We start from the raw sequence: 25,313 nt of genomic DNA, 5'->3' as shown, positions 1-25,313 counted from the left end.
CACGGTGCGCACGACGAAGGGCAGGCCGATGAAGACCAGGGCGATGACGATGCCGAGCGGCGTGTAGGCGACCTTGATGCCGAGCGGCATCAGGAGTTTGCCGATCCAGCCATTCGGCGCATAGAGCGTGGTCAGCGCGATGCCGGCGACGGCGGTCGGCAGCGCGAAGGGCAGGTCGACCATGGCATCGACGATGCGGCGGCCGGGAAAGCGGTAGCGCACCAGCACCCAGGCGACCAGCGTGCCGAACACGACATTGACGATCGCCGCGACAAAGGCGGTGCCGAAGCTGATCTCCAGCGCATTGATGGTGCGGCGGTCGGTGGCGATCGCCCAGAAATCGGCCCAGCCAAGCGCGGCCGAGCGCCAGATCAGCCCGGACAGCGGGATAAGGATGATGAGGGTGAGGTAGGCAAGCGACAAGCCGAGCGTCAATCCGAAACCCGGAATGACACTCGGCTGCCTGAACCGCCACCCCGCCTGCGCGGGTGCTGTGGTCGCGAATGTTGCGGTCATCGAGTTCAGGGGAGTCCCTCCCGCTCAACCAGGATTGCTCCCGCTAAAGGCTCCAAGAGGTTGGCGTGCGCAAGTTGTTTGAACGATCCCTGCCACTACGTCTATTCGCTCAGTGGAATTTCGCCTCCGCCGCCATTCGGAATCTTTGCGGTCGTGCAGCTACCACTTAGTGAGCGGATAATCGGATCAGGCCGGGTAGGCCCCCTCCCCGAAATGATAAGGTCGGCCCCATTTTCAATCGGCTCATACTCCACCGCTGGAACACGCGCCGGCATCCGGCGCGATATTTCGAGAGTGTCCTGCCGTGGACCACCATGCCCGATGTGCAGCGCTCCGCTGTCGAATGTCGGCGTGAAAGCCAACATGCAGGTGAAGCCGAAAGTATAGCCATCCCCAACAGAATAGGCGGGGTGAGCCTTAATAGCATTTCTGGCAATACCCTTGGAGGAGTTCTGTGTAAGGCCAAGCCAACGTAATAATAAGGGGCTGGCTGGATATCGATCGGGGAGGAGAAGGAAATGGAGAGCATTTCAAAAGAACTGACGAAACTGGCAGAGCACATCCGCCCGGCGCGGGAAGCGTTCGCTGAAGCGGATAAAAGGAGGATCGAATCCGCCTTGGAGGCGGGGCGGCTTCTCTGCCAGGCCAAGCACGACTGCCCACACCAGCAATGGCTGGCTTTCCTGACATTGGCCGATATCTATGAGCGACAGGCGCAAGAGTTGATGCACCTGGCCCGGGCGGGATTGACGGCACACGTCGTTTCCGAAATCGGCGGCATCGATGCGGCGCTGGCCTATCTGGTGAAGGCAAGATTGCCCGAGCCAGGCGAATGCCTGACTGTCGGACGGATAGGCTGGCCTGAAAAGAACACGCCCTTCGCCATCATCAAGCCCAACGCCACCCATCCTGGTTACTATGACGTGGCAATTGCCGACATGTGGGCCAATCCCGCAACGGTCTTCTCCTCCACCAAGCCGCTGAAGGGAGGAAGTGTACGGCTTGCCGACGGGTCGTTCTTCGACAACCTCTGGCGTATTGTCGATAGGGAATTGGACGTACCGCACTCGCAGCGCGAATTCCAAATGATGCCGGTGGATCTGTTTTCCCAGGATGGAGCTTTCCTCTTCGCAAAACCGGCCACCATTGCAACTGCTGGTTCGAAGACAAACCGGGCTCCCAACTACGCGCATTGACTTCGTCGCCTGAGCCGGGCCTGACGGCAGGTCTCCATTGCGGCCACGGAAATGAGGGGGCCTCCAACCAATACCGCCAGAGTGGAGAGATCGATGAAAAGTCACCGTGCCAGGGCCGGCGCACTGTGCTTGGCGCTGATGATGATGTCGGAACACTCCATCGCGCAGTCCCAACTGAGCCAGGCAGAAATCTATCGGGCCCAGGCGCGGCTGTTCGAGAGCAATTTCCTGACTCGTATTCCCGACGGCAGGATTGGTCAGCGGACGTTGGACGCTCTGAGAGCCTGGCAGCGACAGGCGAAGCGGCCGCAGACCGCGGAATTGACGAAGAAAGAGTTCGATCAGCTGATGCGTTTCGATCCCGGCAAACACGCTTGGGAAGCGATATCCGGATCAACGGACGGGACCTGGATCGCGGTTTGGGGACATCGCTCGGGGGTAGAAGCAGCCAAAAAGGCTTTGGCGGGGTGCCAGAAGAAATCGTCTCGGCCCGACGATTGTTCGTACGTCTCCAATTCCGTAGATCGGAGCGGCCCAGGGTGGTCTGCTGCCGTTTTTTGTGAGCAGCAAGGTCTCTTTCGAAAGAAAGGGCAGATGTTCCTGCACAATGGCTTGAGCCGGAAATCAGCCATGGACCAAGCGTTCGCCGCTGCATCGACCGCGAAATTTCGCCCGTCTCAATGCACTCTCGTGAAGGCATTGAACGGAGACGGACAACAGTGAACCATTTCAACAGCGTTTGCGAACGGGCGCCGAAGGCAACTGGACACCTGTCCTTCGTTGACGTTCTGGCGGGGAGGTATCGCTCGGGTCCAGTCCAGCGACAAGACCATCCACATTAAGCGTAGTCAGACGGTGCCGGCCAACGTTTTCAGATCGCGGCGGTCTCGGAAGAGGTAATGCCATACCCGATTTCGCGCTCCATTTTCTTGATCGCTGCAGGCTTAATCGAACGGTATCATCATCAGGGGTGGCGAGTTCATGCGCATTGCGGTTGTCGGTTCAGGGTATGTCGGTCTCGTGTCTGGAGCATGCTTGGCTGACTTTGGTCACAAAGTCGTCTGCATCGACAAGGCAGAAGCAAAAATTGTCGATCTTCAGGCTGGAAGAATGCCGATCTATGAGCCCGGTCTCGAAGACCTCGTCAGCAAGAATTCCGCGACCGGGCAGCTCGCCTTCAGCAGCGAACTTGCGCCAGCGGTCGCAGACGCGGATGTGGTGTTCATTGCTGTCGGGACGCCTTCGCGGCGAGGCGACGGTCACGCCGACCTTTCCTATATTTACGAGGCGGCGCGGGAAATCGCGGCCGCGGTTCGCGGCTTCACGGTGGTCTGTGTCAAATCCACAGTGCCGGTGGGGACCGGAGATGAAGTCGAACGGATCATCCGCAACTGCAATCCGGCGGCGGATGTGGCAATTGTGTCGAACCCGGAATTCCTCCGCGAAGGGGCTGCCATCGACGACTTCAAACGCCCCGACAGGATCGTTATCGGCCTGCCGTCGGACGAACGCAGCCGCGAGGTGATGGCGGAAGTCTACCGGCCGCTCTATCTCAACCAGGCGCCGATCATGTTCACCGGACGTCGCACGTCAGAACTGATAAAATATGCGGCCAACGCCTTCCTGGCGCTCAAGATTACATTCATCAACGAAATCGCGGATCTTTGCGAAAACGTGGGCGCGAACGTGCAGGAGGTGGCCCGAGGTATCGGGCTCGACAATCGCATTGGCTCGAAATTCCTGCATGCAGGACCAGGGTACGGGGGATCCTGTTTTCCCAAGGACACGCTGGCTCTCGTCAAGACGGCGCAAGATAGCGGTGCGCCGCTGCGGCTGATCGAAACAACCGTCGCCGTGAACGACCAGCGAAAGCGCACAATGGCCCGCAGGATCGTCCTCGCCTGCGGCGGCAACGTGCGCGCAAAGACGATAGCCGTGCTCGGCCTCACATTCAAACCCAACACGGATGACGTCCGTGACGCACCCTCCCTCTCGATCATCCAGGCTTTGATCGATTTTGGGGCGCATGTCCGCGTGTATGACCCGGAAGGCATGGAACAGGCCAAGCTCATGCTCGGTGCGACCGTCGATTACGCGAAGGGAGTATACGAATGTGCCAAGGGCGCCGATGCCTTGGTGATCGTCACCGAGTGGAACCAGTTCCGCGCCCTGGATTTTGAACGCCTGTCACGCTCCATGTCGAAGCAGGTCGTGGTCGACCTTCGCAACATCTACAGGCGCGAAGAGGTCTGCAAGCATGGCTTCGAGTACGTGAACATAGGCGAGGGTGTGGCAGAGGACATATCTGTTTTTGCCGCGGCCGCCGAATGAGGTATTTCGTCACCGGAACCGCCGGATTTATCGGATTTCATCTGGCGCGCCGTCTGTTGGACGAAGGTCACTCCGTGACCGGCTTCGACGGGATGACGCCTTATTACGACGTCACGTTGAAGCAATCCCGACATGCCCTATTGCAGCGATACGGCGCCTTTCGCTTCCACATCGGACAGTTGGAAGACATGGACGCCCTGCGGCGGGCGGCAGACTTGGCGAACCCCGATGTGATTGTCCATCTGGCCGCGCAGGCCGGTGTGCGATACTCGATCGACAATCCGCGAAGCTACACCGACAGCAATCTGGTCGGTTCCTTCAACGTGCTTGAGCTTGCCCGCGATCTAAAGCCACGGCATCTGCTGATTGCCTCCACCAGCTCGGTCTACGGCGCGAATGAAACGACCCCGTTCGTCGAGACCGACCAGACCGACTGGCCGCTGACGTTCTACGCCGCCACCAAGAAGGCGGTGGAGGCGATGTCCCATTCGTATTCGCATCTTTTCCAGGTTCCAACGACGTCCTTCCGCTTCTTCACCGTGTATGGCCCCTGGGGCCGACCCGACATGGCGCTCTTCAAATTCGTTGACGCCATCGAGAACGGTCGCCCGATTGAAATCTATGGTGAAGGCGCGATGAGACGCGACTTCACCTATGTCGGCGATCTTGTTGAAGCCATCGTTCGGCTCATCGGATGCGCGCCCGTTTGCGGCCAGCCGGTGTCGGGCCCTGATGTCGTCGATACGCTGTCACCCGTGGCGCCATGGCGTGTGGTCAATATAGGCGGCGGCCAGCCGGTGGAGCTGTTGTCTTTCATCGAGACAATCGAGAACTGCCTCGCCAAACGCGCCATCCGGAAAAGCCTGCCGATGCAATCAGGAGATATGTCGGTGACATATGCCGACCCGCGCCTCCTGCAGACCCTGACAGGCTTTCGCCCCGAGACCAGCGTCGAGGATGGGGTGGCTGCCTTCGTGCGCTGGTATCTGCAAGAACGGCCATCGCGCCCGACAATCGCAGCCTAGGCATCTTTTCGCTCCAAGCAGCCAGCGAACATAGCCCTCTCAGGCAGACACCAGCTTGGCATGTACCTTGGGCTTGGTACCGCGCCAGGATGTGACTTCGATGGTTTCTCCGTCGCCGCAAAGCACGGCAAAACCGCTGCCGGTGTGAGCCTGGACCTGGCCGCTCAGCCCTATGTAGCGCCCTCGCCCCGCAAACATGCGTGCCTGGTCGACGAAGATCTTGCTCCCCCCGTCGAGAGTGAAGGCGCCTGGATAGGGGTCGCCGACAGCGCGGACAAGGCGAAGAATGCTTTCCGCCGTTTGCGTCCAATCTATCGATCCGTCGTCCGCCGAGCGCTTGGCGCAGTAGCTGGCGAGCGAGTCGTCCTGCAAAATGCCCACGTTGTTGTCGCGAGCGATCGCCGAGACCACGAGAGGTGTCATTTCCCGCAGGGCCTGCTTGTGCTTTTCGTAGAGTGAACGCGCGGTCTCGTCCTCGGCCACGGGAAAAAGCTTCTGCATTACAATGGGACCGCTATCGACGCCTTCGTCGAGCCGAAAAAATGTGGACCCGGTCTCCTTCTCGTTGGCGATGATCGTCCACGGGATTACCGCCCTGCCCCGAAAGCGCGGCAGTGGGGCCGGATGGAAGCCTATCGATCCAAGGCGGGCGATCGCACGAAATTCGGCCCGGCAGATCTGCGACCAGCCGACGACCAGCGTCAAATCGGGGCGCCCTTCCGTGAGCCAGGCGATTGTGTCGGGCGCGTTGATATTCTTGGTCAGATGGACCGAGGCTCCCGCTGCGCGCGCCGGACCTGACAGATCGACGAAATCGGAATGGCGTGCGGAAGCGTCGTCCGCCAAGGTGACAAGCAGCGAGGGCGTCATGCCCGCTTCGACGAGGGCGTCAAACGCAACACGGGACCCCTCCACCGCACCGACAAAGGCTATGCGCATGAATTCGGACTCCAATACAGTGCCGCGGCGACAGTGAGACACTGACCCTTTCTATTGTGCGCTTCGATCCTACGCCCAAGTCCAACTTTAGAGGTAACCGATCGTCTCCGATGCATCCCAATGTGCAACTCTTCGCAGCGGCAAAAAGCTGGATAGTTGGGCGGATCGGAGTTGAGATTGGAACGTTTGATGGACTGGGGCGCGGGCCTGACACTTCTGGATCGCGATGCCGTCGCGGGTGAATCCTTGCGCGTCGGCTCCAACCGGCCGCATGTGGTGATCGTCCTGCCTGGACTGGGCGCCGGCGGCACCGAACATGTCGTCAATGTTCTCGCCAATCAGTGGGCGGCAAGGGGCTGGCATGTGACGCTGGTTACATTCGAGGCCCCCGGTCCCCCGCCTTACTATCATTTCGATGCCGCGGTCAGGATAGAGCGGTTGGGATTGCCGCAGATGAAGCGGTCCAGGCTGGGGGCAATTGGCGCCGGCGCACGCCGGATATTTCTCCTGCGTCGAACGCTCAGGAAACTGGCTCCGGATGTGATCCTGAGCTTTCTCACGCGCACGAACGTGATGTCGCTGGCGGCAAGCCGGGGCCTCGGCCTCGACGTCGTGGTTTCGGAGCGCAACAATCCCGCGCTGCAGGACGTGGGCCCGGTCTGGCGGTTCCTGCGGGCAAAGCTTTATCCATCCGCCTTCGGACTGGTCACCATGACCACTGGCGCGCTGAACTACTTCAGCCCTGCCATGCGAAGGCGAAGCTGGGTTATTCCCAATCCTGTCGATCTTCCCGCAACAGGCAAACCGCGCCGGAACGGCGCCGTGCTCGTCGCTGTCGGCCGCCTGGTCCCGCAGAAAGGCTTCGACCTGCTGCTGAAGGCATTCGCCGACATCCGCCGCGATTTTCCCGAATGGAAGCTGGTCATCTGGGGCGAAGGTCCCGACCGTGCCGAATTGGAAGCCGAGCGGGATCGCCTGGGCCTGCAGGGTTGCGTTGAAATGCCCGGGGTAACCAGCCGGCCTGGCATTTGGGTGGAGACCGCCGACGCCTTTGTCCTTTCGTCCCGCTACGAAGGTTGGGGGATTGTGCTGCTGGAGGCAATGGCGGCCGGCCTGCCCGTCATATCCTTCGACTGCCAGTGGGGTCCTCGCGAGATGGTCGATAATGAGAAGGACGGACTTCTCGTCGACAACGGAAGTGTCGACGCGCTCGCGCAGGGCCTGCGGCGGCTGCTTGGCGATGAAACACTCCGCAAAAAACTCGGCGCGGCCGCAGCGGCAAGTGCTGCAAGGTTCACGCCTGAATATGTGATGCAGAACTGGGACCAGGTCATTCACGCCGTCCTGGCGGCGCGCGGCAATAAAGAGCTCTCGCCATGCTAACCACCCAGCGCGCCCTGCGCAAAATGGAAACGCGCATCAAGATGACCTGGGCCGCCTCCGGGGCGGACGCGTTCCTCGTCTCCTATCCGAAATCCGGGCGGACCTGGTTCAGGCATATCCTGTCGGACTACTTCAGTCGGACGGCTCACGACGGAAATGTCGATCTCTTTCGCATGTTCGAAGTCCTTCCGAACTTCGACCTCGATCCGGAGCGTGGGATTCCAGCTTTCCGTTACACTGAACAGCGCTCCCGGGTGCCGCTTATCCTCGTTTCGCACCTCAACTACAGGCATATGCTGTTCCTGCACCGGCCGGTCATTTTCATGGTTCGCGACCCTCGCGACGTTGTGGTGTCGGCCTATTTCCACGCGACGCGCCACAAGCATCGATTCGAAGGCGATATGGATGCTTTCATCTGCGACTATCAGCAGGGCCTGCCGGCTCTTATCGTGTATCTGAACAGCTGGGCGAAGGGCCTGAAACATCACAGGCATGCCGTCTTGAGCTATGAGGAACTGACCGGTGACCCTGTCGGCACGTCCTCGCGCATTCTGAGATTCCTACGGCACGATCCGTCCGCAGCTGACCTCGAGGAGGCCATCCAGGCTTCTCGTTTTGAAGCGATGCGTGAACATGAGGTGGCGGGGGGCCTGCCGGCGCATGTGTATGACAGAGGCGATGCCGAAAGCCGGCGCATGCGCCGCGGAAAGGTCGGAGGTTTCGCCGACTACCTCACCGACGCGCAAGCCGAACTGATTGAGCGGACCTGCTCCGAGTGGTTGACCTCGGCCGCCAAGGAGTTGCTTTGCCGCGGTGGAATCCACTTCTCGCGGTACAATTGAAGACTTTGTCCTAAGTTCGTCAGTTCGAGCCTGCCTCGCCCCCGGGATCGTCCGGGTCGCGGTTGCCGCAGCCTGCAGCGAAGACGGCAGTCTTCAGCGCTCTGCATTGGTTCAGCGTCTCAACTTCGTGTTCGTCATTCACCCCCACGATCGTTCGATCTGCAAGGCTGGCGGGCACGCCGCGCATCGTGCCGGCGTATCTGCGGTGAGACACGCCACGCGGGTCCGATACATGACCACACCCGGCGCGCTCGGGATTCCTTACCGCTAATGGGCTAGGCCATCAGTCGTAGCAGCGATCAGATGCTGACTGATTGAGGTTGCTACAGAGCCAAACTTGGTTGTGGCGGGCTCTTCTTTTCCGCCGATGATGGGTGACGCCAGCAGCGATCTGGCGCGAATCCTGGATCTGCATTGCTCCGCAAGGACGGAGTGTGGGGTGAGTTTGGCAACCATTGCGATGACCACAGGCCTGATCGGACGTGCGATGGAGGCCCTCAAACGCAGGAGCGCCGGCCGCACGCGCCTGGCCAATATCGCACACCTTCTGACGGGCAATTTTCTCGGTTCATTGCTCGGGCTCGTGGCATTTGCGCTTTCGGCGCGAGCCCTTGGCGTGGCGAACTATGGCCAGCTTGCGTTGATTATCGCGTTCACCCGCGTGGTCGAGCGCGTTGTCAGTTTCCAGTCGTGGCAGCCGATCATCAAATATGCGGCGGGCCTGGACGGGTCCTCGGATCGCGATGCACTGCGCGTTCTCATGAAATTTGGCCTGCTTATCGATGTTGGCGCCGCCGTTTGCGCCTGGGTCATCGCCATGGGCGCCGCACTTCTCGTCGCGCCGTTCTTCGGTTGGTCAGCGGAAGTCGTGCAACTTCTTGTCCTGTATTCCAGCGTCCTGCTGTTCCAGATCTCGGGCGTTCCGGTCGCGGTGCAGCGCATGGCCGGCAACTTCCGCCTCCTGGCCTACGGGCAGCTGCTCAATGCGGTTTTGCGGGTGTTGCTGTGCTTGCTGGGGGTGCTGCTCAAGGCTGATCTCGCCTATTTCACCGCGGTTTGGGCGGGAACACAGATCCTCGGATCCCTGACACTCTTGACCCTGACGATGCGCGCCCTGCACAGGCAGGGCGTTCGCAAGATCCTGCGCGCGCCTCTGGCCGGAATCACAAGCCGCTTTCCCGGCATCTGGAATTTCGCCTGGTCTTCGAACATTTCGCTCACATTGCGCGTGAGCGCTCAGGAACTCGATACGCTGCTGGTCGGGTTCCTGGCCGACCCGGCTTCAGCGGGCTTGTACCAAATCGCCAAGCGCATAGGACGCGTCGGCCAGCAGGTCGGTCCACAGGTCCAGAATGTTCTCTATCCCGACGTGGCCCGCTTTTGGGCGCAGGGAAGCATCGGAAAATTCAAACGCGCGGTCTTTCAAGCCGAAGCCATGCTGTTCGGCTTTGGCATCGTCTGCATATTGATCGTCACGGCGTTCGTCCGTCCTCTGCTCATGTGGACCGCGGGGCCGGCTTTTCTCGGCGCGGCCAACCTCGTCATCGTGCAGATGGTGGCGGTCGCGTTCGTGCTTTCGGGCTCCGCTGCCCGCTCCGCACTGCTGGCCATGGGCAAACAGCGCGAGGTGTTGCGGATCGTTGTCGTTGCGACGGCCGCCTTCCACATCACGGCACTTCTGCTGATCCCGCGCATCGGTGCGATGGGCGGCAACATCGCCCACATCGTACTGGGCATATTGTGGACCGCGGGCTTGGCGCTTTCATTGAAACAAGCGTTGAAGACCACCCACTCCGACAGGCTGACACGGCCGGTGGACAGCCTCGATCAGGCAGATCTTTCTCCTTCAAAGGCAATCTAGATGACCCTTGCAACCCAAGCTTCAACCACCGTGCCCATAGCGTCGCGACGCCCTGGTCCGTCATCGCCGACCCTCACGCATCTGCAGCGGCTCGAGGCTGAATCGATCCACATCATTCGAGAGGTGGCGGCCGAATTGCGCAACCCAGTGATGTTGTATTCCGTGGGCAAGGACTCGGCGGTGATGCTGCATCTGGCGATGAAGGCCTTCTACCCATCGCAACTGCCGTTTCCCTTGCTCCACATCGACACCACCTGGAAGTTCAAGGAAATGATCCGCTTCCGCGACGAAACCGTCGCGCGGCTTGGTCTGGACCTGCTGGTGCGTCGCAACGAAGCCGGTCTTGCCGAGGGCATCACGCCGTTTACCCACAACTCATCGATCTACACGCAGATCATGAAGACGGAAGCGTTGAAATCGGCGCTGTCCTCGTTCGGTTTCGATGCCGCCTTTGGCGGGGCGCGGCGAGATGAAGAGAAAAGCCGCGCGAAAGAGCGGGTGTTTTCGCTTCGCAGCGAGAACCATGGCTGGGATCCGAAGAACCAGCGTCCGGAGTTGTGGAACCTCTACAACGGCCGCCTGAGGCCCGGCGAATCCGTTCGCGTCTTCCCCCTCTCGAATTGGACCGAAACCGATATCTGGCAATACATCATGAGGGAGAAGATCCCCATCGTCTCGCTCTACTTTGCCGCAAAGCGCCCGGTGGTGGAGCGCAACGGACAGTGGATCATGGTGGACGACGATCGTCTGCCGCTACGCCCGGGCGAGGTGCCCGAAATGCGTTCTGTGCGTTTCCGCACCCTTGGTTGCTATCCGCTGACCGCGGCCACCGAAAGCACGGCCGCTACTCTTCCCGAGGTGCTTCAGGAAACACTTGCCACCCGGACATCCGAGCGGTCGGGCCGTTTGATCGATCACGACGAGGCGGCATCGATGGAAAAGAAAAAGCGTGAGGGGTACTTCTGATGCTTGGTGTTGCTCAAATCGCGGATCTCGAAGCTTCCCTGGAGAGCCAGGCCGCTTCCCAGCATCTTCATGCCCATGAGCGGAAAAGCCTGTTGCGGTTTCTCACCTGCGGCAGCGTGGACGACGGCAAGTCGACACTGATCGGCAGGCTGCTCTACGACACCCAGCTGCTGATGGAGGATCAACTTTCGGCCCTTGCGGCCGATTCCCGGCGACACGGCACGACTGGCGACGATCTCGACTTCGCGCTTCTGGTGGACGGCCTCGCCAGTGAGCGCGAACAAGGCATTACGATCGATGTGGCCTATCGCTTCTTCGCCACCGAGCAGCGCAAGTTCATCGTCGCCGACACACCTGGCCATGAGCAATACACCCGCAACATGGCCACCGGCGCATCTAACGCCGACCTCGCGGTCATCCTTGTCGATGCGCGGCAGGGGATCCTCACCCAGACCCGCCGGCATTCCTTCATCGTCTCCCTGCTCGGAATCCGGCACGTCGTTCTGGCGATCAACAAGATCGACCTGATCGGCTATTCGCAAGCCGTGTTCGATGAGATCGAGGCGGCCTATCGAAGTTTTGCGGAACCGCTCGGCTTCGTCTCGTTGCAGGCCATCCCCCTGTCTGCCCGTTATGGCGACAATGTTCGTTCCAGAAGCGCGAAACTACCCTGGTATCAGGGCCCGACACTCGTCGAGTATCTGGAGTCCGTCGAGGTCGACAGCGACCGCCGTGCAGCCCCGTTCCGGATGCCGGTGCAATGGGTCAATCGCCCCAACCTCGACTTTCGTGGGTTTGCCGGCACGATCGCGGCCGGGGTAGTGAGGCCTGGAGACCGCGTGGCGGTGGCGCGCTCAGGCGTCACGAGCCTGGTGAAGCGAATTGTCACTTTCGATGGCGACCTCTCCGAAGCCGGCGCCGGCGAGGCGGTCACGCTGATGCTCGAGGACGAGATCGATGTCTCCCGCGGTGACGTTCTGGCAGCCGCGGCCGAGCGACCCGAAGTCTCCGACCAGTTTGCCGCGCATCTGCTCTGGATGCATGACGAGCCATTGATCCCCGGCCGTCCCTATCTCATCAAGCTTGCCACCAGCGTCGTGGGGGCAAGCGTCACGCACATCAAACACAGGCTGGACATCAACAATTTCGCAAAGCTCGCCACGAAAACGCTCGAGAAGAACGAAGTTGGCGTCATCAATTTGATGACACAGGCGCCGCTTGCTTTCGATCCTTTCAGCCGGGTGCATGAGACTGGTGCTTTCATCGTCATCGACCGGATGACCAATCACACGGTTGGCGCCGGGATGATCGACTTCAGCCTGCGCAGGGCAAGCAACATTCATTGGCAGGCGCTGGACGTGGACATGAACGCGCGCGCGATCGCCAAGGGCCAAAAGCCGGCGGCGCTGTGGTTCACCGGCCTCTCCGGCGCCGGCAAGTCGACGATCGCAAATCTCGTTGAGAAGCGCCTTCACGCGATCGGCAAGCACACCTACCTTCTGGATGGCGACAATGTCCGCCACGGCCTGAACCGGGATCTCGGCTTTACCGACGCTGACCGCGTCGAGAACGTTCGTCGTGTCGCTGAAACCGCAAGGCTGATGGTCGATGCGGGGTTGATAGCGCTGGCTTCCTTCATTTCACCATTCCGGGCGGAACGCCGGATGGCGCGCGACCTCTTCGGCGAAGGGCAGTTTATCGAGATCTTTGTCGATACGCCGCTTGAAGTAGCGGAGCGACGTGACCCGAAGGGTCTGTACCAACGCGCCCGAAACGGGTTGATACAGAACTTCACCGGCATCGGCAGTCCCTATGAGCGCCCCGAGGCTCCTCATATCACGATCACCCCAGATTCGAGCGCCGAGGAGGCTGCCGAACTGATCGTCAGCTACCTTGATCGTGGCGGCTATCTTGGAAGCGCAACCGGGTAGCAGGCGATGAGTGCTGAGACCGGTCGAATTCGGGTTTGCTTTCCATTTGTCGGTGACGATGTCGGCGGAAGTCACATCTCGGCACTGAAGCTTGTCCAGAATCTCGACACCTCAAGGGTCGCACCGGTCCTGGTGCTTCAGGACATCACGGGGCCGCTCGCAGACTTTCTGAAGATGGAGGGCCAGCCCTTCATGGGTTTGCCTCCTTTGACGACATTGCCCGCGAAAGGAACGACCTGGGGAGGTGTCGCTACCTATTTGACCAGCACGCTGCCGCATTTGAGCCGCTTCATCCGGGAGCAGAGGTTCGACATCATTCATACCAATGATGGAAGAACGCATATCAATTGGGGCATTGCCGCACGGTTTGCGGGCGCCCGGCTGGTGTGGCATCATCGCGGCGATCCCGATGCAAAAGGCGCCAATATTCTCGGGCCGTTCATTGCGGATCGCATGGTGACGGTGTCGCGATTCTCGCGGCCGAAGCATCCGATCAGATCCCTCAACGGACGCCTCAGCGTTATCCATAGCCCCTTCGACCACCCATTGGACATCCCTGACAGGGCCGCGGCCAAGGCAAAGCTTCTGGAAGAGCTCGGCCTCGCGCCAGGAACGCACATTCTCAGTTTCATTGGCGGCCTGATCGAGCGAAAGCGTCCGCTTCTCTTCATCAACATCATTGAACGTTTCCGACGCGAGCATCCGCACATCCCGATCGTCGGCTGCGTGTTCGGCAACTCGCCGGCAGGCTCGCATAATCTTGAATTTGCCGCGCGCGCGCTTTGCGTCGAGCGCGGGCTGGATCGGATTATACGTTTCATGGGCTTTCGCAGCCCTATCGAGCCATTCCTGGCGGCGACGGATGTTCTGGTCGTTCCCGCGATAGGGGAGCCTTTTGGAAGGACCCTGATCGAAGCGATGTTTCTCGGCACGCCGGTGGTTGCGACCGATCACGGCGGCAACCCGGAAGCCATCGAGAATGGACGGACGGGATTTCTGGTCGCTCCGGAAGACACCAAAGCTTTCATGGAGCCGCTGCGACGGTTGCTTTCGGATCCTTCGCTGTGGGCACGCATCAGCCAGGCGGCCCGCAAGCAAGCCTGCTTTTCCTATAGCACGCAGCAGCACGTCGAAAAGGTCATGGAAGTTTATGGGCAAGCGCTCCGCGCTCCGGCGGCGGCCAGGTTGGCTTGCAGTACGACAGGTGACAAATGATCCAAGAGGGTTCTAAAATGCAGGCAGAGGATATCGACTTCCTCATCATCGGCGCTGCGAAATGCGCCACGACCTGGCTGCAGCAGTCGCTGCAGGCCGATCCGGACGTCAGCATGCCGGATCCCGAGCTGCACTACTTCAGTCGCCACTACGATCGCGGCGACGACTGGTACTTCCGCCAATTTCATAAAACTCGTCCTGGACAGCTCGTCGGTGAAAAGTCGAACTCCTACCTGGACACTCCGTCGGCACCGCAACGGGTTCACCGGCTGCTCCCCCATGTCAGGCTGATCGTGCAGCTTCGCAACCCGGTCGAGCGTGCGTACTCGGACTATTGCATGCTCTTTCGCCGCGGCGAGGTCGACCGCGACATAGAATCCTACCTTGACGTGGGCAGGGATTCGCCTGGGCGTTTTCTCGCCGGCGGCCTCTATAGCGCACAGTTGCAGGCCTATCTGGATCTCTATCCGAAGGATCGGCTGCTGGTTCTGTTTTTCGAGGAAACAGTCGCAAGGCCTGTCGAACAGTTGAGCAAGGTCAGGACGTTTTTGAACCTCCCTGAGAGCGACGTGGCTTTGCCGGTGGCGAAAAAAGTGAAGGACCGCAGCGAAGCTATGGTCGGACCGCAGCTGCGCAACATGATGAAGCCGTTGAAACCTCTGGTTCGTCCGTTCCGGAACACCTCTCTCTTCGAGGCGGCACGGGGTGCCCTGGCGGGAAAGATTGCTTATCCGCCTTTCCCCCCAAGACTTCGATCCCAGCTCGTCGACTTTTACGCCGCCGATGTCGAGCAGTTGGGCACGCTGGTGCAGCGGGACCTGTCTGGCTGGCTTGTCCAGACTGGCGGAAGTACCTCTTTGGATTAACTCGGGAAAGTTCCTCTCGCGGTTCCGATAGCTACTCCCTGCACAAAAGCAGGTGTTGCGCCAAAAGCAGGCAAGGCGCTCCATAGCAACGATAAATCGTAGCCTCGAATCCGAACGATAGCAGGCCAACCTGTTCTTGATTGAACAAGGTCTTGGCAAGCCCGGATTTGTGTCTGCGGGGTGCAAACAGCCGATAATCTTGACGTGCTCTCCCAGAGCGCGGCGGCTAAGCTTTGTCGAGGTCCTAGGATGAGCCAGTTAGATCAGCCGTTTGAAGCAATCGGTCCGCTCGGAGGCCAATCGCTTCTGATAGCCACCGCAATCGCTGTCGGCCGTCTTGTCAGCAAACCGCGTACCATCGTTCATGTTCTGTCGTACTTGCGTCGCAGGGTGGTCGGGCGCGCCAAGGCCGTCGGCAAGAATCTTCATCTCTACATCATCGATCTGGCCATGGCGCTCGCGGCGCTGTCCTTTGCTTCATTCATGCGATTGGGCCTTGATGGAGAGGTCACCAGTCCGGAGAGCTACCATTCGCTGCTTTTCGCACTTCCCTGCTTCCTGTTTACATGCGCCGTGGTCTTCCCGGTGACCTGCCTCTACACCCGCAATTGGCGATATGCTTCCGTCGGCGACATGCTCGGTATCCTGCGCGCGGTAATCGTCGCATCGCTCGCCTTCGTGTTCATGATGTTCGTGGCGACACGCCTCGATTCGATCCCTCGCTCGGTGATGGTGATCGAGGTCCTCTTGCTCGTGCCGTTGCTCATTTCGGTCCGCATCCGCTCCAAGCTCGTCGAGACAGGCCGTTTTGGCCCGGCCGCAAACAGGGCGAGAAACGGACGCGACATGGTTCCCGTGCTGCTGATCGGTGCGGGTGATGCAGCCGATCACTATATCCGGGCACTGCAGCGGGATCCGGATGCACCCCATTGGCCGGTCGGTCTGCTCGACAATGCCGCGACGACGGAGGGGTATTTCCTGCGCGGCGTGCCGGTCCTTGGCAGCATCGAAGACTTCGACACGGTGATCAGCGACCTGGAAGTCCGCGGCATCAAGCCCCGGCACGTGATCTTTACCGAAAGGATGCCTGGTCTCGTCGACCCGGCGCTCGAAGCGCTGATCGACCGGGCCGAACGCCTGGGCATCGCGGTCTCGCGGCCGGCGCCCGTCCTGGAGCTGCGCAATCCCAAGCACGAGAGCCGCTTCGAGTTGCGCCCGATCGAGCTTACCGACCTGCTGGAAAGGCCCCAGACAGTGCTCGATAAAGCTGCGTTGTCCCGCATGATCGAAAACAGCCGCATCGTCGTCACCGGCGCCGGAGGCTCGATCGGCGGCGAGCTCACACAGCAGATTGCCGCGCTTGGTCCGGCGGAACTGATCCTGATCGATAACAGCGAATACAATCTATACGCCATCGATCTGGAACTGGCGGAGAAGTTCCCGAATGTGCACCGCAAGCCATACATCTGCGATGTACGCGACCCGGTTCGCCTGGGCGAGATCTTCCAACGGCATTGCGTCGACCTGGTCTTCCATGCAGCGGCACTCAAACACGTGCCGATGGTCGAATTGAATCCCTGTGAGGGCATTCTCACCAACGTCATCGGTACGATGAACGTGGCAGAGGCGACCCGCCTTTGCGGTGCCAAGGCGATGGTCCAGATCTCCACGGACAAGGTCGTGAACACGACCAGCGTGATGGGCGCCACCAAGCGCCTGGCCGAACTCTATTGCCAGTCCCTGGACCTGGCCTTCGTCGCCGGCGAAACCCCAGCCCGCTTCATGACCGTTCGTTTCGGCAATGTCCTGGGTTCGAGTGGATCGCTGATCCCGCTGTTCAAGCGCCAACTCGCCCATGGCGGCCCGCTGACCGTAACCGACATGGAGATGAAGCGCTTCTTCATGACGATAAGGGAGGCGGTTGAGCTCACCTTGCAGGCATCGGCCCATGGCCTGGAGAAAAGCCTGGGACAGGGCGAGATCTTCGTTCTGGACATGGGGGCGCCAATCAAGATCATCGACATGGCGCGTCGCATGATCAAGCTCGCCGGTTTTCGGCCGGATGAAGACATCAAGATCAAGATTGTCGGTTGCCGGCCCGGAGAAAAGTTGTTCGAGGAACTCTTCGACGAAAGAGAAAGACGTGTCGACGTTCCGATCTCCGGAGTCTTGGGCGCGGTGCCCAATCCGGTGCCGCTCGAGACCCTTCGCAAGGAATTCTCGCAGCTGCGCCGCCTGGCGAAAGCTGGCGACACCGGGGGCGTGCTGGACCTTGTTGCCCGGTTGCTTCCCAGCTACCACAGAGAGGAAACAAAACCTGCGGCGGCGACGCCATTCGTGCCTCACGTGATCCGCGGCTCGGCCAAGGCGGCCACGCCTCAACGCGAAGCCGCTGCCTGATGCCGGCGGGAGCGGCCGTGCGAAGACGTATCGCCTCAGCTCTGGTTGTCGCGCTGTCCTGCGGCACCGCCTTGGCCGGCGAGCCTCAACCGACCGTCGCCGAGGCACGGGGCGCGATCGAGCGCGCGGGCGCCTACTTCCGCGATCACCTCGGTGTGGCCGGAACCTATGTATGGAAATATTCGCTCGATGGCCAAAGGAGAGTGGGCGAAGGCGGTGCCGTGCCGACAAGCGTTGGCTGGGTGCAACCGCCTGGGACGCCGGCGGTCGGAGCTGCCTTCCTGCGCATTTTCGAGGTTACCGGCGACAAGCAATGGCTTCAGTCGGCCCAACTCGTGGCAACGGCTCTGGTCAAGACGCAGCTGGAGTCCGGCGGGTGGTTTTACAGCATCGAGACCGACCCGAAAAAGGCGGCCACGTGGTGTTACCGCGCACTGAAGACAGATGGAAACGCCTGTCACGACATCAAGGACAATCCGCATCGCAACGAGACCGTTCTCGACGACAACAACACACAGAGCGTGCTGAATTTCCTGATGTGGTTCGACCGGGCGAGCGGCGGTTCGGATCCGGATGTCCGATCCTGCATCGACAAGGCGCTTCATCGATTGATGCGGGTGCAGTATTCGAACGGGGCCTTTCCGGTCTTCTTCAAAGGAGCCGCGCCGGGTGCGGATGTGGAGACGGCCGCCAAGGCGAGTATTCCGGCCAGTTGGTCGCACGAGTGGCAGAAGCCCGATCGTCCGCCCTACTTCATCGTCAATGACAATCTCCCTCGCGATATGGGCCGCCTCTTTCTCAACGCCTACCGTACATATGGTGATCCCGCATATCTCAAGGCAGCGGAAAAGGTCGGCGATTTTCTCCTCGCGGCCCAGCTTCCTGCGCCGCAACAGGGCTGGGCCCAAGGGTACGATCGTTCCATGCAGCCGGTGTGGGGCCGCAAGTTCGAGCCGCCAGGCGTCGTCTCGCGCGAAACCGCCGGCAATATCGATTACCTGATCGAGTTGAACGAGCAGAACAAGGATGCACGGCTGCTGGACGCGGCGGAATCGGCGGCCAAATGGTTGCAAGCGGCACGCCTGCCCGACGGCAAGTGGGCCCGTTTCTATGAACTCAACACCAACCGCCCGGTCTACATCGACGATGATGACCAGGTGACCTTCGACGACAAGAACCTCCTGCACCACTACGGGATGAAAACCGGTGCCGAGATCGAGCCTGTATTCGCCCGGCTGGAGCTTGCCAGGCGCGGCTTGCCGGTTTCCCGCCAACAGCTGTGGATCAGTGGCATGGATGCGTTGAGCGCCGGCGACCTGACTTCGAAGGTGCGTCAGCTCATCGACAGCCAGGACGCCCAGGGACGCTGGGTTGAGGGCCGGTTTGTAATGGGACAGGACTTCATCGACGGCGTGTTCGCTCTCGGTCGTTTTATCTCCCCGCAGGCGTCCGCGCCGGGGAAGTAGCTGCCCGTCGTCCGCTCTATCCATGGGGAGATTCCGACCGGGCTTTCGCGAGCGCCGATCGGCCTTGTCAGGCTGGCAAAACTCAGCCGCTGTGCACCCCTAATTTGGTCCGCGTTGAAGAAGCTGTAGCCGGCCACGCGTGGAGCGGGCGTTCCGAAGGAAGCCCGCGACCGCTCCTGGCACTGGCCCCCCCGCGCAAAATCGCAACGCTGGGCGCAATCCCAAGCAACAGGGGCACGACAAAAAACCGGCTGTAGAGATGCGGCAGCGCGTTGGCCAACGCGGCGAAGAGAAGGACCGTGGTCAGGGTGCAGATGGCGGATATTCGTCCCTGGCGAAGCCGCGCGGCGAGCATGCCGATGATTATTCCGGCGACCAGCATGAGCAGAAAGCCGATCAGCCCAAGTAGTCCCGCCTCGACCCATATCAAGAGATAGACGTTGTGGACTGGAGCATGCAGCTCGCTGAAATGTCGATACTGGTCGGCACCGATGCCAAGCAGCGAACTGCTGTCCGCCTTGGTGATGGCCTCGCGGATAAGCCGCATACGGTCCGCGAACGTGCCAGCCTCGTCAATGTCGCCACTCTGCAGCGCATTCAGCACGCGGCGCTGGAAGATGGGGGGCAGGAAGTCGCGGCCCCACGTGACGACGACAAAGAACGCGCCGAGCGACGACACCGCCAACAGGATGATGCGGCGCCAGGAGCCCGTCATGGCAACGAAGACGGTGAGCGCGACGACAAGCCCGATCAGCCCGGTATTGGAACCAGTCAGAACAATGCCATACGCAAAGAGCGGCACTCCGATCCAGGCCCAGCGGGGCCGGGCACCCCCTGATGCGACCAGCCACAACAGCAGGGGGACCGCGAGTGCAATCAGCGTCGCGCATTCATTCTCGCGTTCGACCCAGCCGATAAAGCGGCCATTGCCGCTGGTGAGGTAGGTGTGTTGTTGCTTGAGTATGTCGATGACCACAATGCCGTGAATGCACATCAAGCCGATCGAGCAGATAAGCGCCTTCGTAAGCAGAACCGTTTCGCTCCAGGGCCTCGACGCGAGCATGAAGGCCAGGAGAAAATAGGCATACAGATACTGCGCCGAGATGATGAAGCCTCGCTGCGGATCACCATTGATCAGGCTGCTGAGCAGCAGCATGCCGCACAGCAGCGCCACCCCGGTGTTCCAGAGAAGCGTCCCGGCTGCCAGGGGGGCGGGCGAAAGGGATTTCCCCAGGACCATGGCAAAGACGGCGGCCAGGGCGAAGGCATCGCTGGCGGTGAAGTAGAACGTGTCGACCCGCAGGATGTTGCAGGGGGTGAGAAAGACGGAGGCCATTGCGAGCCAGAGGCCGATCTTGCCGGTCCCATTCGACAACGACGCCGCAGCCGGCCTGCGGTCGGGCTTTGCCCAGTACCCGCGAGGGACCCCGGCATGATTCATCGTCACTCCTGAAAACTATCTTTTCACCAGCCTCCATGGACGTGCAGTTCGGTGCATATGCCAAGATATGCCCGCGGCCAACTACGCTATCCTTTCGGATAATCCCATGGCCGCGACTAAGCCTCTTGAACGCGCTGGCGTCCGTGCATCCGTGCTAAAAACTTCTCGCTTGGGTTGGGTCTCGAACCCGGCTTGAAGACCCGGTGGGATCGATAGGAACAGGGGCGCGATCAGTGAGCTTAGTAGACGAAAACAGTGTATGGAACCGACTGGGGCCATTTCTTCAGGAGTCGCCCGAGCCGTTGGAAGAACGGACGTTCGGCGCGCGCGAACTTTACAGTCTTTTCCGCAGACGCGTGCTGCTGATCGTTGCGATCGTCATTGCCGGCACCGCACTCGCACTCATCACCGCAATGGAACTTCCCAAGACATATACGGCTCGTTCCATGATCGTCGTCGAAACCGACGATCCCAATCCTCTCGACACCACGCAGGCGCAGCCGAACCAGCAGCCTGACAAGTCGCGGATGGACACCGAGGCGGATCTGATCGCCTCTCGCGTATTCGCCAGCCTGGTGGTCGACAGGCTAGACCTGATCCAGGATCCGGACTTCAACACCTATCTGCCGCCAGCCGCCGCCGGAGGAACTTTGGATTCGAGTGGCGGTGTGCTGTCACAGGCAGTCGGCCTGATTGTCTGGATACCGCAAAAACTATTCTCGCTGGTCGCCGGCTCGGGCCCGCAGGATGCCACATCTCTGCCGCCCAAGGATGTTCAGCAAGACCGGGCAATTTCGGCTTATCTGGCGAACCTGTCAGTCGATCGCTCGGGTGAAAGCGCGGCGATGACGATCTCGTTCTTCAACGATGACGCAGCGACCGCGGCCAAGATTGCCAATGCAACTGCCAGACTGTTCGTGGAATGGTCTCGTGACAACAAGCGGCAGGACATCAAGGATGCCGTCGGCTTTTTGAGGCAGCAATCGACCGAGCTCGCGTCGCGGATTGCCGCGATCGAGGGGCAGATCGCCAAATACGCGACCGAGCATGGCGTCTCCAGTGATCCACGCGATGATCTGCTGCGCGCCTCGATCCAGCAGGCCAATGAACAGCTCAGCATCGCCAGGGGTGAATACACGCAAGCACAGGCGCGCCTTGCCCAGGTCAGGCTAGCGGCCAAGAACGGTGACACCGGGGCCGGCGTCGACCCGTTGCTCACATCGGACTTCCTGACGTCGCTGCGCAACGATGAAGCGACAGCGATGAGGGATCGCGCGCAGCTGGCCAGCAATTACGGCCGCAATCATCCCCTGGTCCAGGAGGCCGATGCGAAAGTAGCGGCCGTCCGTGCGATGATTTCCCAAGAGATGCTGCGAACGATCGCAGTCCTGGAAAATGACGTGCGCGTCGACGAAGGCCGGGTGAACCAACTTGTCAAAAGCCTGGAGGCCTCCAACGAAGAGCTGCGTCAAAGGAGCCTGGCGGAGGCCAAGCTGCGTGAACTGAACAACAATCTGGCGACCGAGCAAAAGCTCTACGACCTCGTGTCCGGTAAACTTGGCAGTCTCGATCCGTTTTCGGAAGCCGTCGAACCCGGCGTGCGAACCGTCTCCATGGCCGAGATCCCGACGAGCCCTTCCTTTCCCAAGCCTCGTTTGATGCTTGCGGGCGGTTTGGCCGCGTCGCTTGTCCTGGCGCTGATTCTGGTGCTGACACTTGAAAGCATGGAAGTTCGGATACGGGACTTGCGGCGTGCATCGAAGCTGATACGCGCTCCCCTGCTGGCATCAATTCCGCGGTTGCCTCAGAAGTTCCTGCGCCCCGCCCTGCCCCCTCTCGAAACCTTGTTGTCACGGCCGCGGTCTGCTTTCTCCGACGCTTTCCGATCGCTTTACAATGCCTGCGCCCGGATGAACGGTGGGCGGAGCAAACATGTCGTTCTGGTCAGTTCCGGCTTGCCGCAGGAAGGCAAGACGACGACAGCCATGGGCCTTGCCATGGCAGCGGGCATGGATGGCGCGCTGACCGCCCTGATCGATCTGGATTTACGAACCCGCAGCCTTCACACCGCCATGGAGCTGGGCTCCGCCAGCAGGACACTCGGCGACTATCTGCAAGGCGATTGCGCTCTGGCGGAAATCGTCCAGACGCTGCCTGATATCCCGCAGCTCGATATTCTGGCGCCGTCCGCCGACGACCAGACGCTGCCGGAATTCCTCAACTCCGGCCAGCTCACCAAATTGCTGGAGGCGTTCCGGCTTGAGTACGATGTGGTGATCATCGATGCACCGCCCGTGCTCGTTGTTGAGGACGCAATCAGGATTGCCGCCTCGGTCGACACAATCGTCGTCGTGGCCGCGTTCGACAGCACCACTCAAGAAGCCCTTTCCCAGGTTGTCGAGCGCCTGCGCTTCGCCGGCGGCCCATCGATTGGCTGGGTGTTCAACCGCGTCGACCCTTTCCAACAGGCTCGCGGCGCCCTGCGGAAGGCCTACATGAGGCGGCAGCAGATCCGGCGTTATTTCTTCGCCGATAGCCCGTGACCGCACAGACGATCACGGGCGCCCTGTTACAGCCCCATCGCCTCGAGCAAGGTATGGTTCACCTTGTGCACATCGAAGCGTTCTTCCGCGAGCTTTCTTGAGTTGGCGCCCATTTTGGCGGCGAGTTCCTCATCTTCGAGAAAAGCCCGCTGCGCCGCGGCAAGCGCATTCACGTCGCGTGGCTCGACCCGAAACCCGTTCTCGCCGTCGATAACCGTTTCCTGACAGCCGGGCGCGTTGGTCGTGATGATCGGCCGGCCCGTCGACAAGGCCTCCAGCGCGCTGCGGGGAATGCCCTCGCGATAGTAGGACGGCAGCACAAACACCGTGGATGCGGTCAGGTACGGGCTGACGTCGTGCGTTTCGCCGAGATACTCCACGGCTCCTTCCCTGGTCCACTGGTCCATTTCGGCTTTCGAGATGGAGAGGGGACTGGGATCGAACGGACCCAGAATCTGGAAACGCGCGGTACGGTGCTTGGCCTTCAGGATGCGCGCGGCGGCGGCAAACTCGGCAATCCCTTTCTCGCGCAGCAAGCGAGCAATCAGGAGGAAGATGGGCGGCCCGGGCGGGGGGCGGCTGGCTGCAAACAGTGTCAGGTCCACCCCGGAACCCGCAACCTTGATCACCGGCGTGGTCGCGGAAACCATCCTGTGGCGCCGGATGTCGAGAGCATCGGCTTCATTGTAGGCGAAAACGGCTTCGCAGCCCATCAGGGCCGAGCGGTAGAGGCCAATGCTCAACCGGCGCAGGACAGTTGCACGCAGGCCCGTGACGCTGCCGCTGAATATGAAGCCGAATCCCGTGAAGAGGGCAAACCGCCGAGGCACTCCGGCAAGCCGCGCCGCCAGCCCGCCATAGATGATCGGCTTCATCGTGTAGGGCAGGACGATGTCGGGAGCCAGGCGACGCATCAGCCGGTAGAGCGCCTTGAGCGTTCGCAGATCGGCCAGCGGATTGGTACCCGTCCTGGCCATCGGAATCTGTTGGAAGCTGACGCCGATCGCACCCAGCCTGGCGATGGCCTGCTCGTCATTGTCGGGGGCGAGCGCGATGACCTCGTGCCCGGCGGCGACCATGGCTTTCAACAATTCGAGGCGAAAATTGACGAGCGAACGCGTCAGGCTTGCGATGACGACGATCCGCTTGCGGCGCATCGCATCGTCCCCGCCGGCGGGAAAATGATCTCGACCATTCGCGTGCATGACAACCACCAGTCACTCCTGTCAGCTCGAGATAAGGCGACGACGCCCCAGAGCTGTTGCGTAGAGTTCCAGGTGCCGATCGACGTAAAGCGATAGTGAGAAGTTCTCCATGACGCGGCGACGCGCCTGTTGGCCCAGAGCGCGCCGCTGGGCCGGCTCAAGGCCGACAAGCCTGATCAAGCCGGCGGCCAGTGCTTCACTGTCCCGGGCCGGAACGACCACTCCACTGTCGCCGACGAGCCAGCCGGAGTCGCCGACCGCCGTCACCACCGCCGGCACGCCACTTGCCATCGCCTCGCCGGCAGCAAGGGAAAAAGCCTCGCCCCACGCTGAACAAAGCGCGTAGACATCGAAGCCCGGCATGAGATCGGCAACGTCACTGCGGATGCCCGGCGTTGTAATACGGTCGTCTATGCCGAGATCGCGGGCGGCGCGCCGCACCGGCCCGTCGGCATGCCCCTCCCCGATAAACACGCCCTGAACGTCGTATCCCTGCGCCAGCACACGGCTGATGGCCCGAACCAGGCTGATCTGGTCTTTCATGGGATGAAACCGTGCCACATGGCCGATGATCAGCCGTCCGGGCGGCAAGCCGAACAGATGGCGCAATTTCGCACCGGCGTCGGCGGCGGGAGAAAACTGATCGCAATCCGTTCCGTTCGGTATGACTACCCTGCGGCGCGGGTCAAAACCCAGACGCTCGTGATCGTCGGCGGCCACGCGCGAGCAATATGAGATTGCGCTGGCGCGGCTCGACAGCCGGGCCGAGAGCCGGATCAGCCGACGTGTCAACGGTTTCTCGTCGGCGAGGTCGCGAACCGTGTGATGGATACTCCAGATAACCGGCGAGAAGTTGAGCCCCAGCACCGAGCCGAGCGTTGCCGCGACGTTGCCGTGATACATCCATCCGTGAAGAAGATCGGGCGCTGCCCTGCTTATCGACCGGGTCAGCCGAAAGACATCGCGCGGCCGCGGCCGCTCCGTCATGCTGATCGACACGAGCCCGGAATTTGTATGCTTCACCTGTGCGGCCAATGGCCCAGGGGAAAGCAGCGATAAAACCGAAGATGAGAAGTGGTTTTGGTCGATCCGGCCAAGAAAACGGGCAAGCATGACCTGGGCGCCGCCAACGTCGAGACTGGTGATCGTGTGAAGAACACTTGTGTGCACGCAAGCTTCCCAGCTGT

The 25,313-nt window shown here is 60.9% G+C and carries 19 protein-coding genes; 14 read left to right on the top strand and 5 right to left on the bottom strand.

Annotation, left to right across the window (positions count from 1 at the left end):
• Positions 1 to 516: ABC transporter permease (locus LB568_RS16980; protein ID WP_412033914.1), on the bottom strand; the 516-nt coding region annotated here is incomplete at its 3' end.
• Between the two features lie 518 nt (positions 517 to 1,034).
• On the opposite strand from LB568_RS16980, the gene LB568_RS16975 reads away from it, so the two are divergent.
• From LB568_RS16975 to LB568_RS16960, 4 genes are all read left to right on the top strand, one after another.
• Positions 1,035 to 1,712 (top strand): hypothetical protein, encoded by a 678-nt coding sequence (locus LB568_RS16975; RefSeq protein WP_224730693.1) that lies wholly within the window; start codon positions 1,035 to 1,037, stop codon positions 1,710 to 1,712.
• 93 nt (positions 1,713 to 1,805) lie between these two features.
• The gene (locus LB568_RS16970; RefSeq protein WP_224730692.1) at positions 1,806 to 2,435 is read left to right on the top strand and encodes a peptidoglycan-binding domain-containing protein; all 630 of its coding nucleotides are present in this window, start codon (positions 1,806 to 1,808) and stop codon (positions 2,433 to 2,435) included.
• 258 nt (positions 2,436 to 2,693) lie between these two features.
• Positions 2,694 to 4,043: a UDP-glucose dehydrogenase family protein gene (locus LB568_RS16965; protein ID WP_224730691.1), complete on the top strand. Its 1,350-nt coding sequence runs from the start codon at positions 2,694 to 2,696 to the stop codon at positions 4,041 to 4,043.
• Positions 4,040 to 5,068: an NAD-dependent epimerase/dehydratase family protein gene (locus LB568_RS16960; protein ID WP_013893315.1), complete on the top strand. Its 1,029-nt coding sequence runs from the start codon at positions 4,040 to 4,042 to the stop codon at positions 5,066 to 5,068. The genes LB568_RS16965 and LB568_RS16960 overlap by 4 nt, the downstream gene beginning before the upstream one ends.
• Positions 5,069 to 5,107: 39 nt before the next feature.
• Here LB568_RS16960 and LB568_RS16955 read toward each other — a convergent pair whose 3' ends face one another.
• Positions 5,108 to 6,007, bottom strand: coding sequence for a formyltransferase family protein (locus LB568_RS16955; RefSeq protein ID WP_224730690.1), 900 nt, complete (start codon positions 6,005 to 6,007; stop codon positions 5,108 to 5,110).
• 189 nt (positions 6,008 to 6,196) lie between these two features.
• Here LB568_RS16955 and LB568_RS16950 point away from each other — a divergent pair, with 189 nt between their 5' ends.
• From LB568_RS16950 to LB568_RS33685, 9 genes are all read left to right on the top strand, one after another.
• Positions 6,197 to 7,390, top strand: coding sequence for a glycosyltransferase family 4 protein (locus tag LB568_RS16950; protein WP_224730700.1), 1,194 nt, complete (start codon positions 6,197 to 6,199; stop codon positions 7,388 to 7,390).
• Positions 7,384 to 8,232, top strand: a complete 849-nt coding sequence (locus tag LB568_RS16945; RefSeq protein WP_224730689.1) for a sulfotransferase domain-containing protein — start codon at positions 7,384 to 7,386, stop codon at positions 8,230 to 8,232. Before LB568_RS16950 ends, LB568_RS16945 begins: the two co-directional genes overlap by 7 nt.
• A gap of 487 nt (positions 8,233 to 8,719) precedes the next feature.
• Complete coding sequence (locus tag LB568_RS16940) at positions 8,720 to 10,093, top strand: lipopolysaccharide biosynthesis protein (protein ID WP_412033915.1); 1,374 nt, start codon at positions 8,720 to 8,722, stop codon at positions 10,091 to 10,093.
• A complete protein-coding gene (gene cysD, locus LB568_RS16935) occupies positions 10,094 to 11,059 on the top strand; it encodes a sulfate adenylyltransferase subunit CysD (protein ID WP_023768899.1) in 966 nt (321 codons plus the stop codon).
• The gene (gene cysN, locus LB568_RS16930) at positions 11,059 to 12,990 is read left to right on the top strand and encodes a sulfate adenylyltransferase subunit CysN (RefSeq protein WP_224730687.1); all 1,932 of its coding nucleotides are present in this window, start codon (positions 11,059 to 11,061) and stop codon (positions 12,988 to 12,990) included. The genes cysD and cysN overlap by 1 nt, the downstream gene beginning before the upstream one ends.
• A 6-nt stretch (positions 12,991 to 12,996) precedes the next feature.
• Positions 12,997 to 14,205 (top strand): glycosyltransferase family 4 protein, encoded by a 1,209-nt coding sequence (locus LB568_RS16925; protein ID WP_013893308.1) that lies wholly within the window; start codon positions 12,997 to 12,999, stop codon positions 14,203 to 14,205.
• A 17-nt stretch (positions 14,206 to 14,222) separates the two neighbouring features.
• Positions 14,223 to 15,071 (top strand): sulfotransferase family protein, encoded by an 849-nt coding sequence (locus tag LB568_RS16920; protein WP_013893307.1) that lies wholly within the window; start codon positions 14,223 to 14,225, stop codon positions 15,069 to 15,071.
• Between the two features lie 378 nt (positions 15,072 to 15,449).
• Positions 15,450 to 17,471, top strand: a complete 2,022-nt coding sequence (locus LB568_RS16915) for a nucleoside-diphosphate sugar epimerase/dehydratase (protein WP_224730686.1) — start codon at positions 15,450 to 15,452, stop codon at positions 17,469 to 17,471.
• A gap of 17 nt (positions 17,472 to 17,488) precedes the next feature.
• A complete protein-coding gene (locus tag LB568_RS33685) occupies positions 17,489 to 18,937 on the top strand; it encodes a pectate lyase (protein WP_224730685.1) in 1,449 nt (482 codons plus the stop codon).
• Positions 18,938 to 19,019: 82 nt separating this feature from the next.
• Here the strand turns inward: LB568_RS33685 and LB568_RS16905 are convergent, their stop codons facing one another.
• Positions 19,020 to 20,378, bottom strand: a complete 1,359-nt coding sequence (locus LB568_RS16905; RefSeq protein WP_224730684.1) for an O-antigen ligase family protein — start codon at positions 20,376 to 20,378, stop codon at positions 19,020 to 19,022.
• A 302-nt stretch (positions 20,379 to 20,680) separates the two neighbouring features.
• On the opposite strand from LB568_RS16905, the gene LB568_RS16900 reads away from it, so the two are divergent.
• Positions 20,681 to 22,921, top strand: coding sequence for a GumC family protein (locus tag LB568_RS16900; RefSeq protein WP_224730683.1), 2,241 nt, complete (start codon positions 20,681 to 20,683; stop codon positions 22,919 to 22,921).
• A 26-nt stretch (positions 22,922 to 22,947) separates the two neighbouring features.
• Here LB568_RS16900 and LB568_RS16895 read toward each other — a convergent pair whose 3' ends face one another.
• A complete protein-coding gene (locus tag LB568_RS16895) occupies positions 22,948 to 24,009 on the bottom strand; it encodes a glycosyltransferase family 4 protein (protein ID WP_412033913.1) in 1,062 nt (353 codons plus the stop codon).
• A 138-nt stretch (positions 24,010 to 24,147) separates the two neighbouring features.
• Entirely contained in the window at positions 24,148 to 25,296 is a 1,149-nt protein-coding gene (locus tag LB568_RS16890; RefSeq protein ID WP_224730682.1) for a glycosyltransferase, read from the bottom strand.
• Between the last annotated feature and the right edge of the window lie 17 nt (positions 25,297 to 25,313).

The organism is Mesorhizobium sp. B263B2A (assembly GCF_020165775.1).
Classification (GTDB): Bacteria; Pseudomonadota; Alphaproteobacteria; order Rhizobiales; family Rhizobiaceae; genus Mesorhizobium; species Mesorhizobium opportunistum.
The sequence above is the reverse complement of the archived record's forward strand: the minus strand, read 5'-3'. Positions and strand labels throughout refer to the sequence as shown.

What these genes read in the sequence shown, in the direction of transcription:
- cysN (WP_224730687.1), top strand. Translation starts at nt 11,059, where the DNA reads ATGCTTGGTGTTGCTCAAATCGCGGATCTCGAAGCTTCCCTGGAGAGC.
- LB568_RS16920 (WP_013893307.1), top strand. Translation starts at nt 14,223, where the DNA reads ATGCAGGCAGAGGATATCGACTTCCTCATCATCGGCGCTGCGAAATGC.
- LB568_RS16965 (WP_224730691.1), top strand. Translation starts at nt 2,694, where the DNA reads ATGCGCATTGCGGTTGTCGGTTCAGGGTATGTCGGTCTCGTGTCTGGA.
- LB568_RS16905 (WP_224730684.1), bottom strand. Translation starts at nt 20,378, where the DNA reads ATGAATCATGCCGGGGTCCCTCGCGGGTACTGGGCAAAGCCCGACCGC.
- LB568_RS16940 (WP_412033915.1), top strand. Translation starts at nt 8,720, where the DNA reads ATGGAGGCCCTCAAACGCAGGAGCGCCGGCCGCACGCGCCTGGCCAAT.
- cysD (WP_023768899.1), top strand. Translation starts at nt 10,094, where the DNA reads ATGACCCTTGCAACCCAAGCTTCAACCACCGTGCCCATAGCGTCGCGA.
- LB568_RS16925 (WP_013893308.1), top strand. Translation starts at nt 12,997, where the DNA reads ATGAGTGCTGAGACCGGTCGAATTCGGGTTTGCTTTCCATTTGTCGGT.
- LB568_RS16955 (WP_224730690.1), bottom strand. Translation starts at nt 6,007, where the DNA reads ATGCGCATAGCCTTTGTCGGTGCGGTGGAGGGGTCCCGTGTTGCGTTT.
- LB568_RS16960 (WP_013893315.1), top strand. Translation starts at nt 4,040, where the DNA reads ATGAGGTATTTCGTCACCGGAACCGCCGGATTTATCGGATTTCATCTG.
- LB568_RS16950 (WP_224730700.1), top strand. Translation starts at nt 6,197, where the DNA reads ATGGACTGGGGCGCGGGCCTGACACTTCTGGATCGCGATGCCGTCGCG.
- LB568_RS16945 (WP_224730689.1), top strand. Translation starts at nt 7,384, where the DNA reads ATGCTAACCACCCAGCGCGCCCTGCGCAAAATGGAAACGCGCATCAAG.
- LB568_RS16975 (WP_224730693.1), top strand. Translation starts at nt 1,035, where the DNA reads ATGGAGAGCATTTCAAAAGAACTGACGAAACTGGCAGAGCACATCCGC.
- LB568_RS16970 (WP_224730692.1), top strand. Translation starts at nt 1,806, where the DNA reads ATGAAAAGTCACCGTGCCAGGGCCGGCGCACTGTGCTTGGCGCTGATG.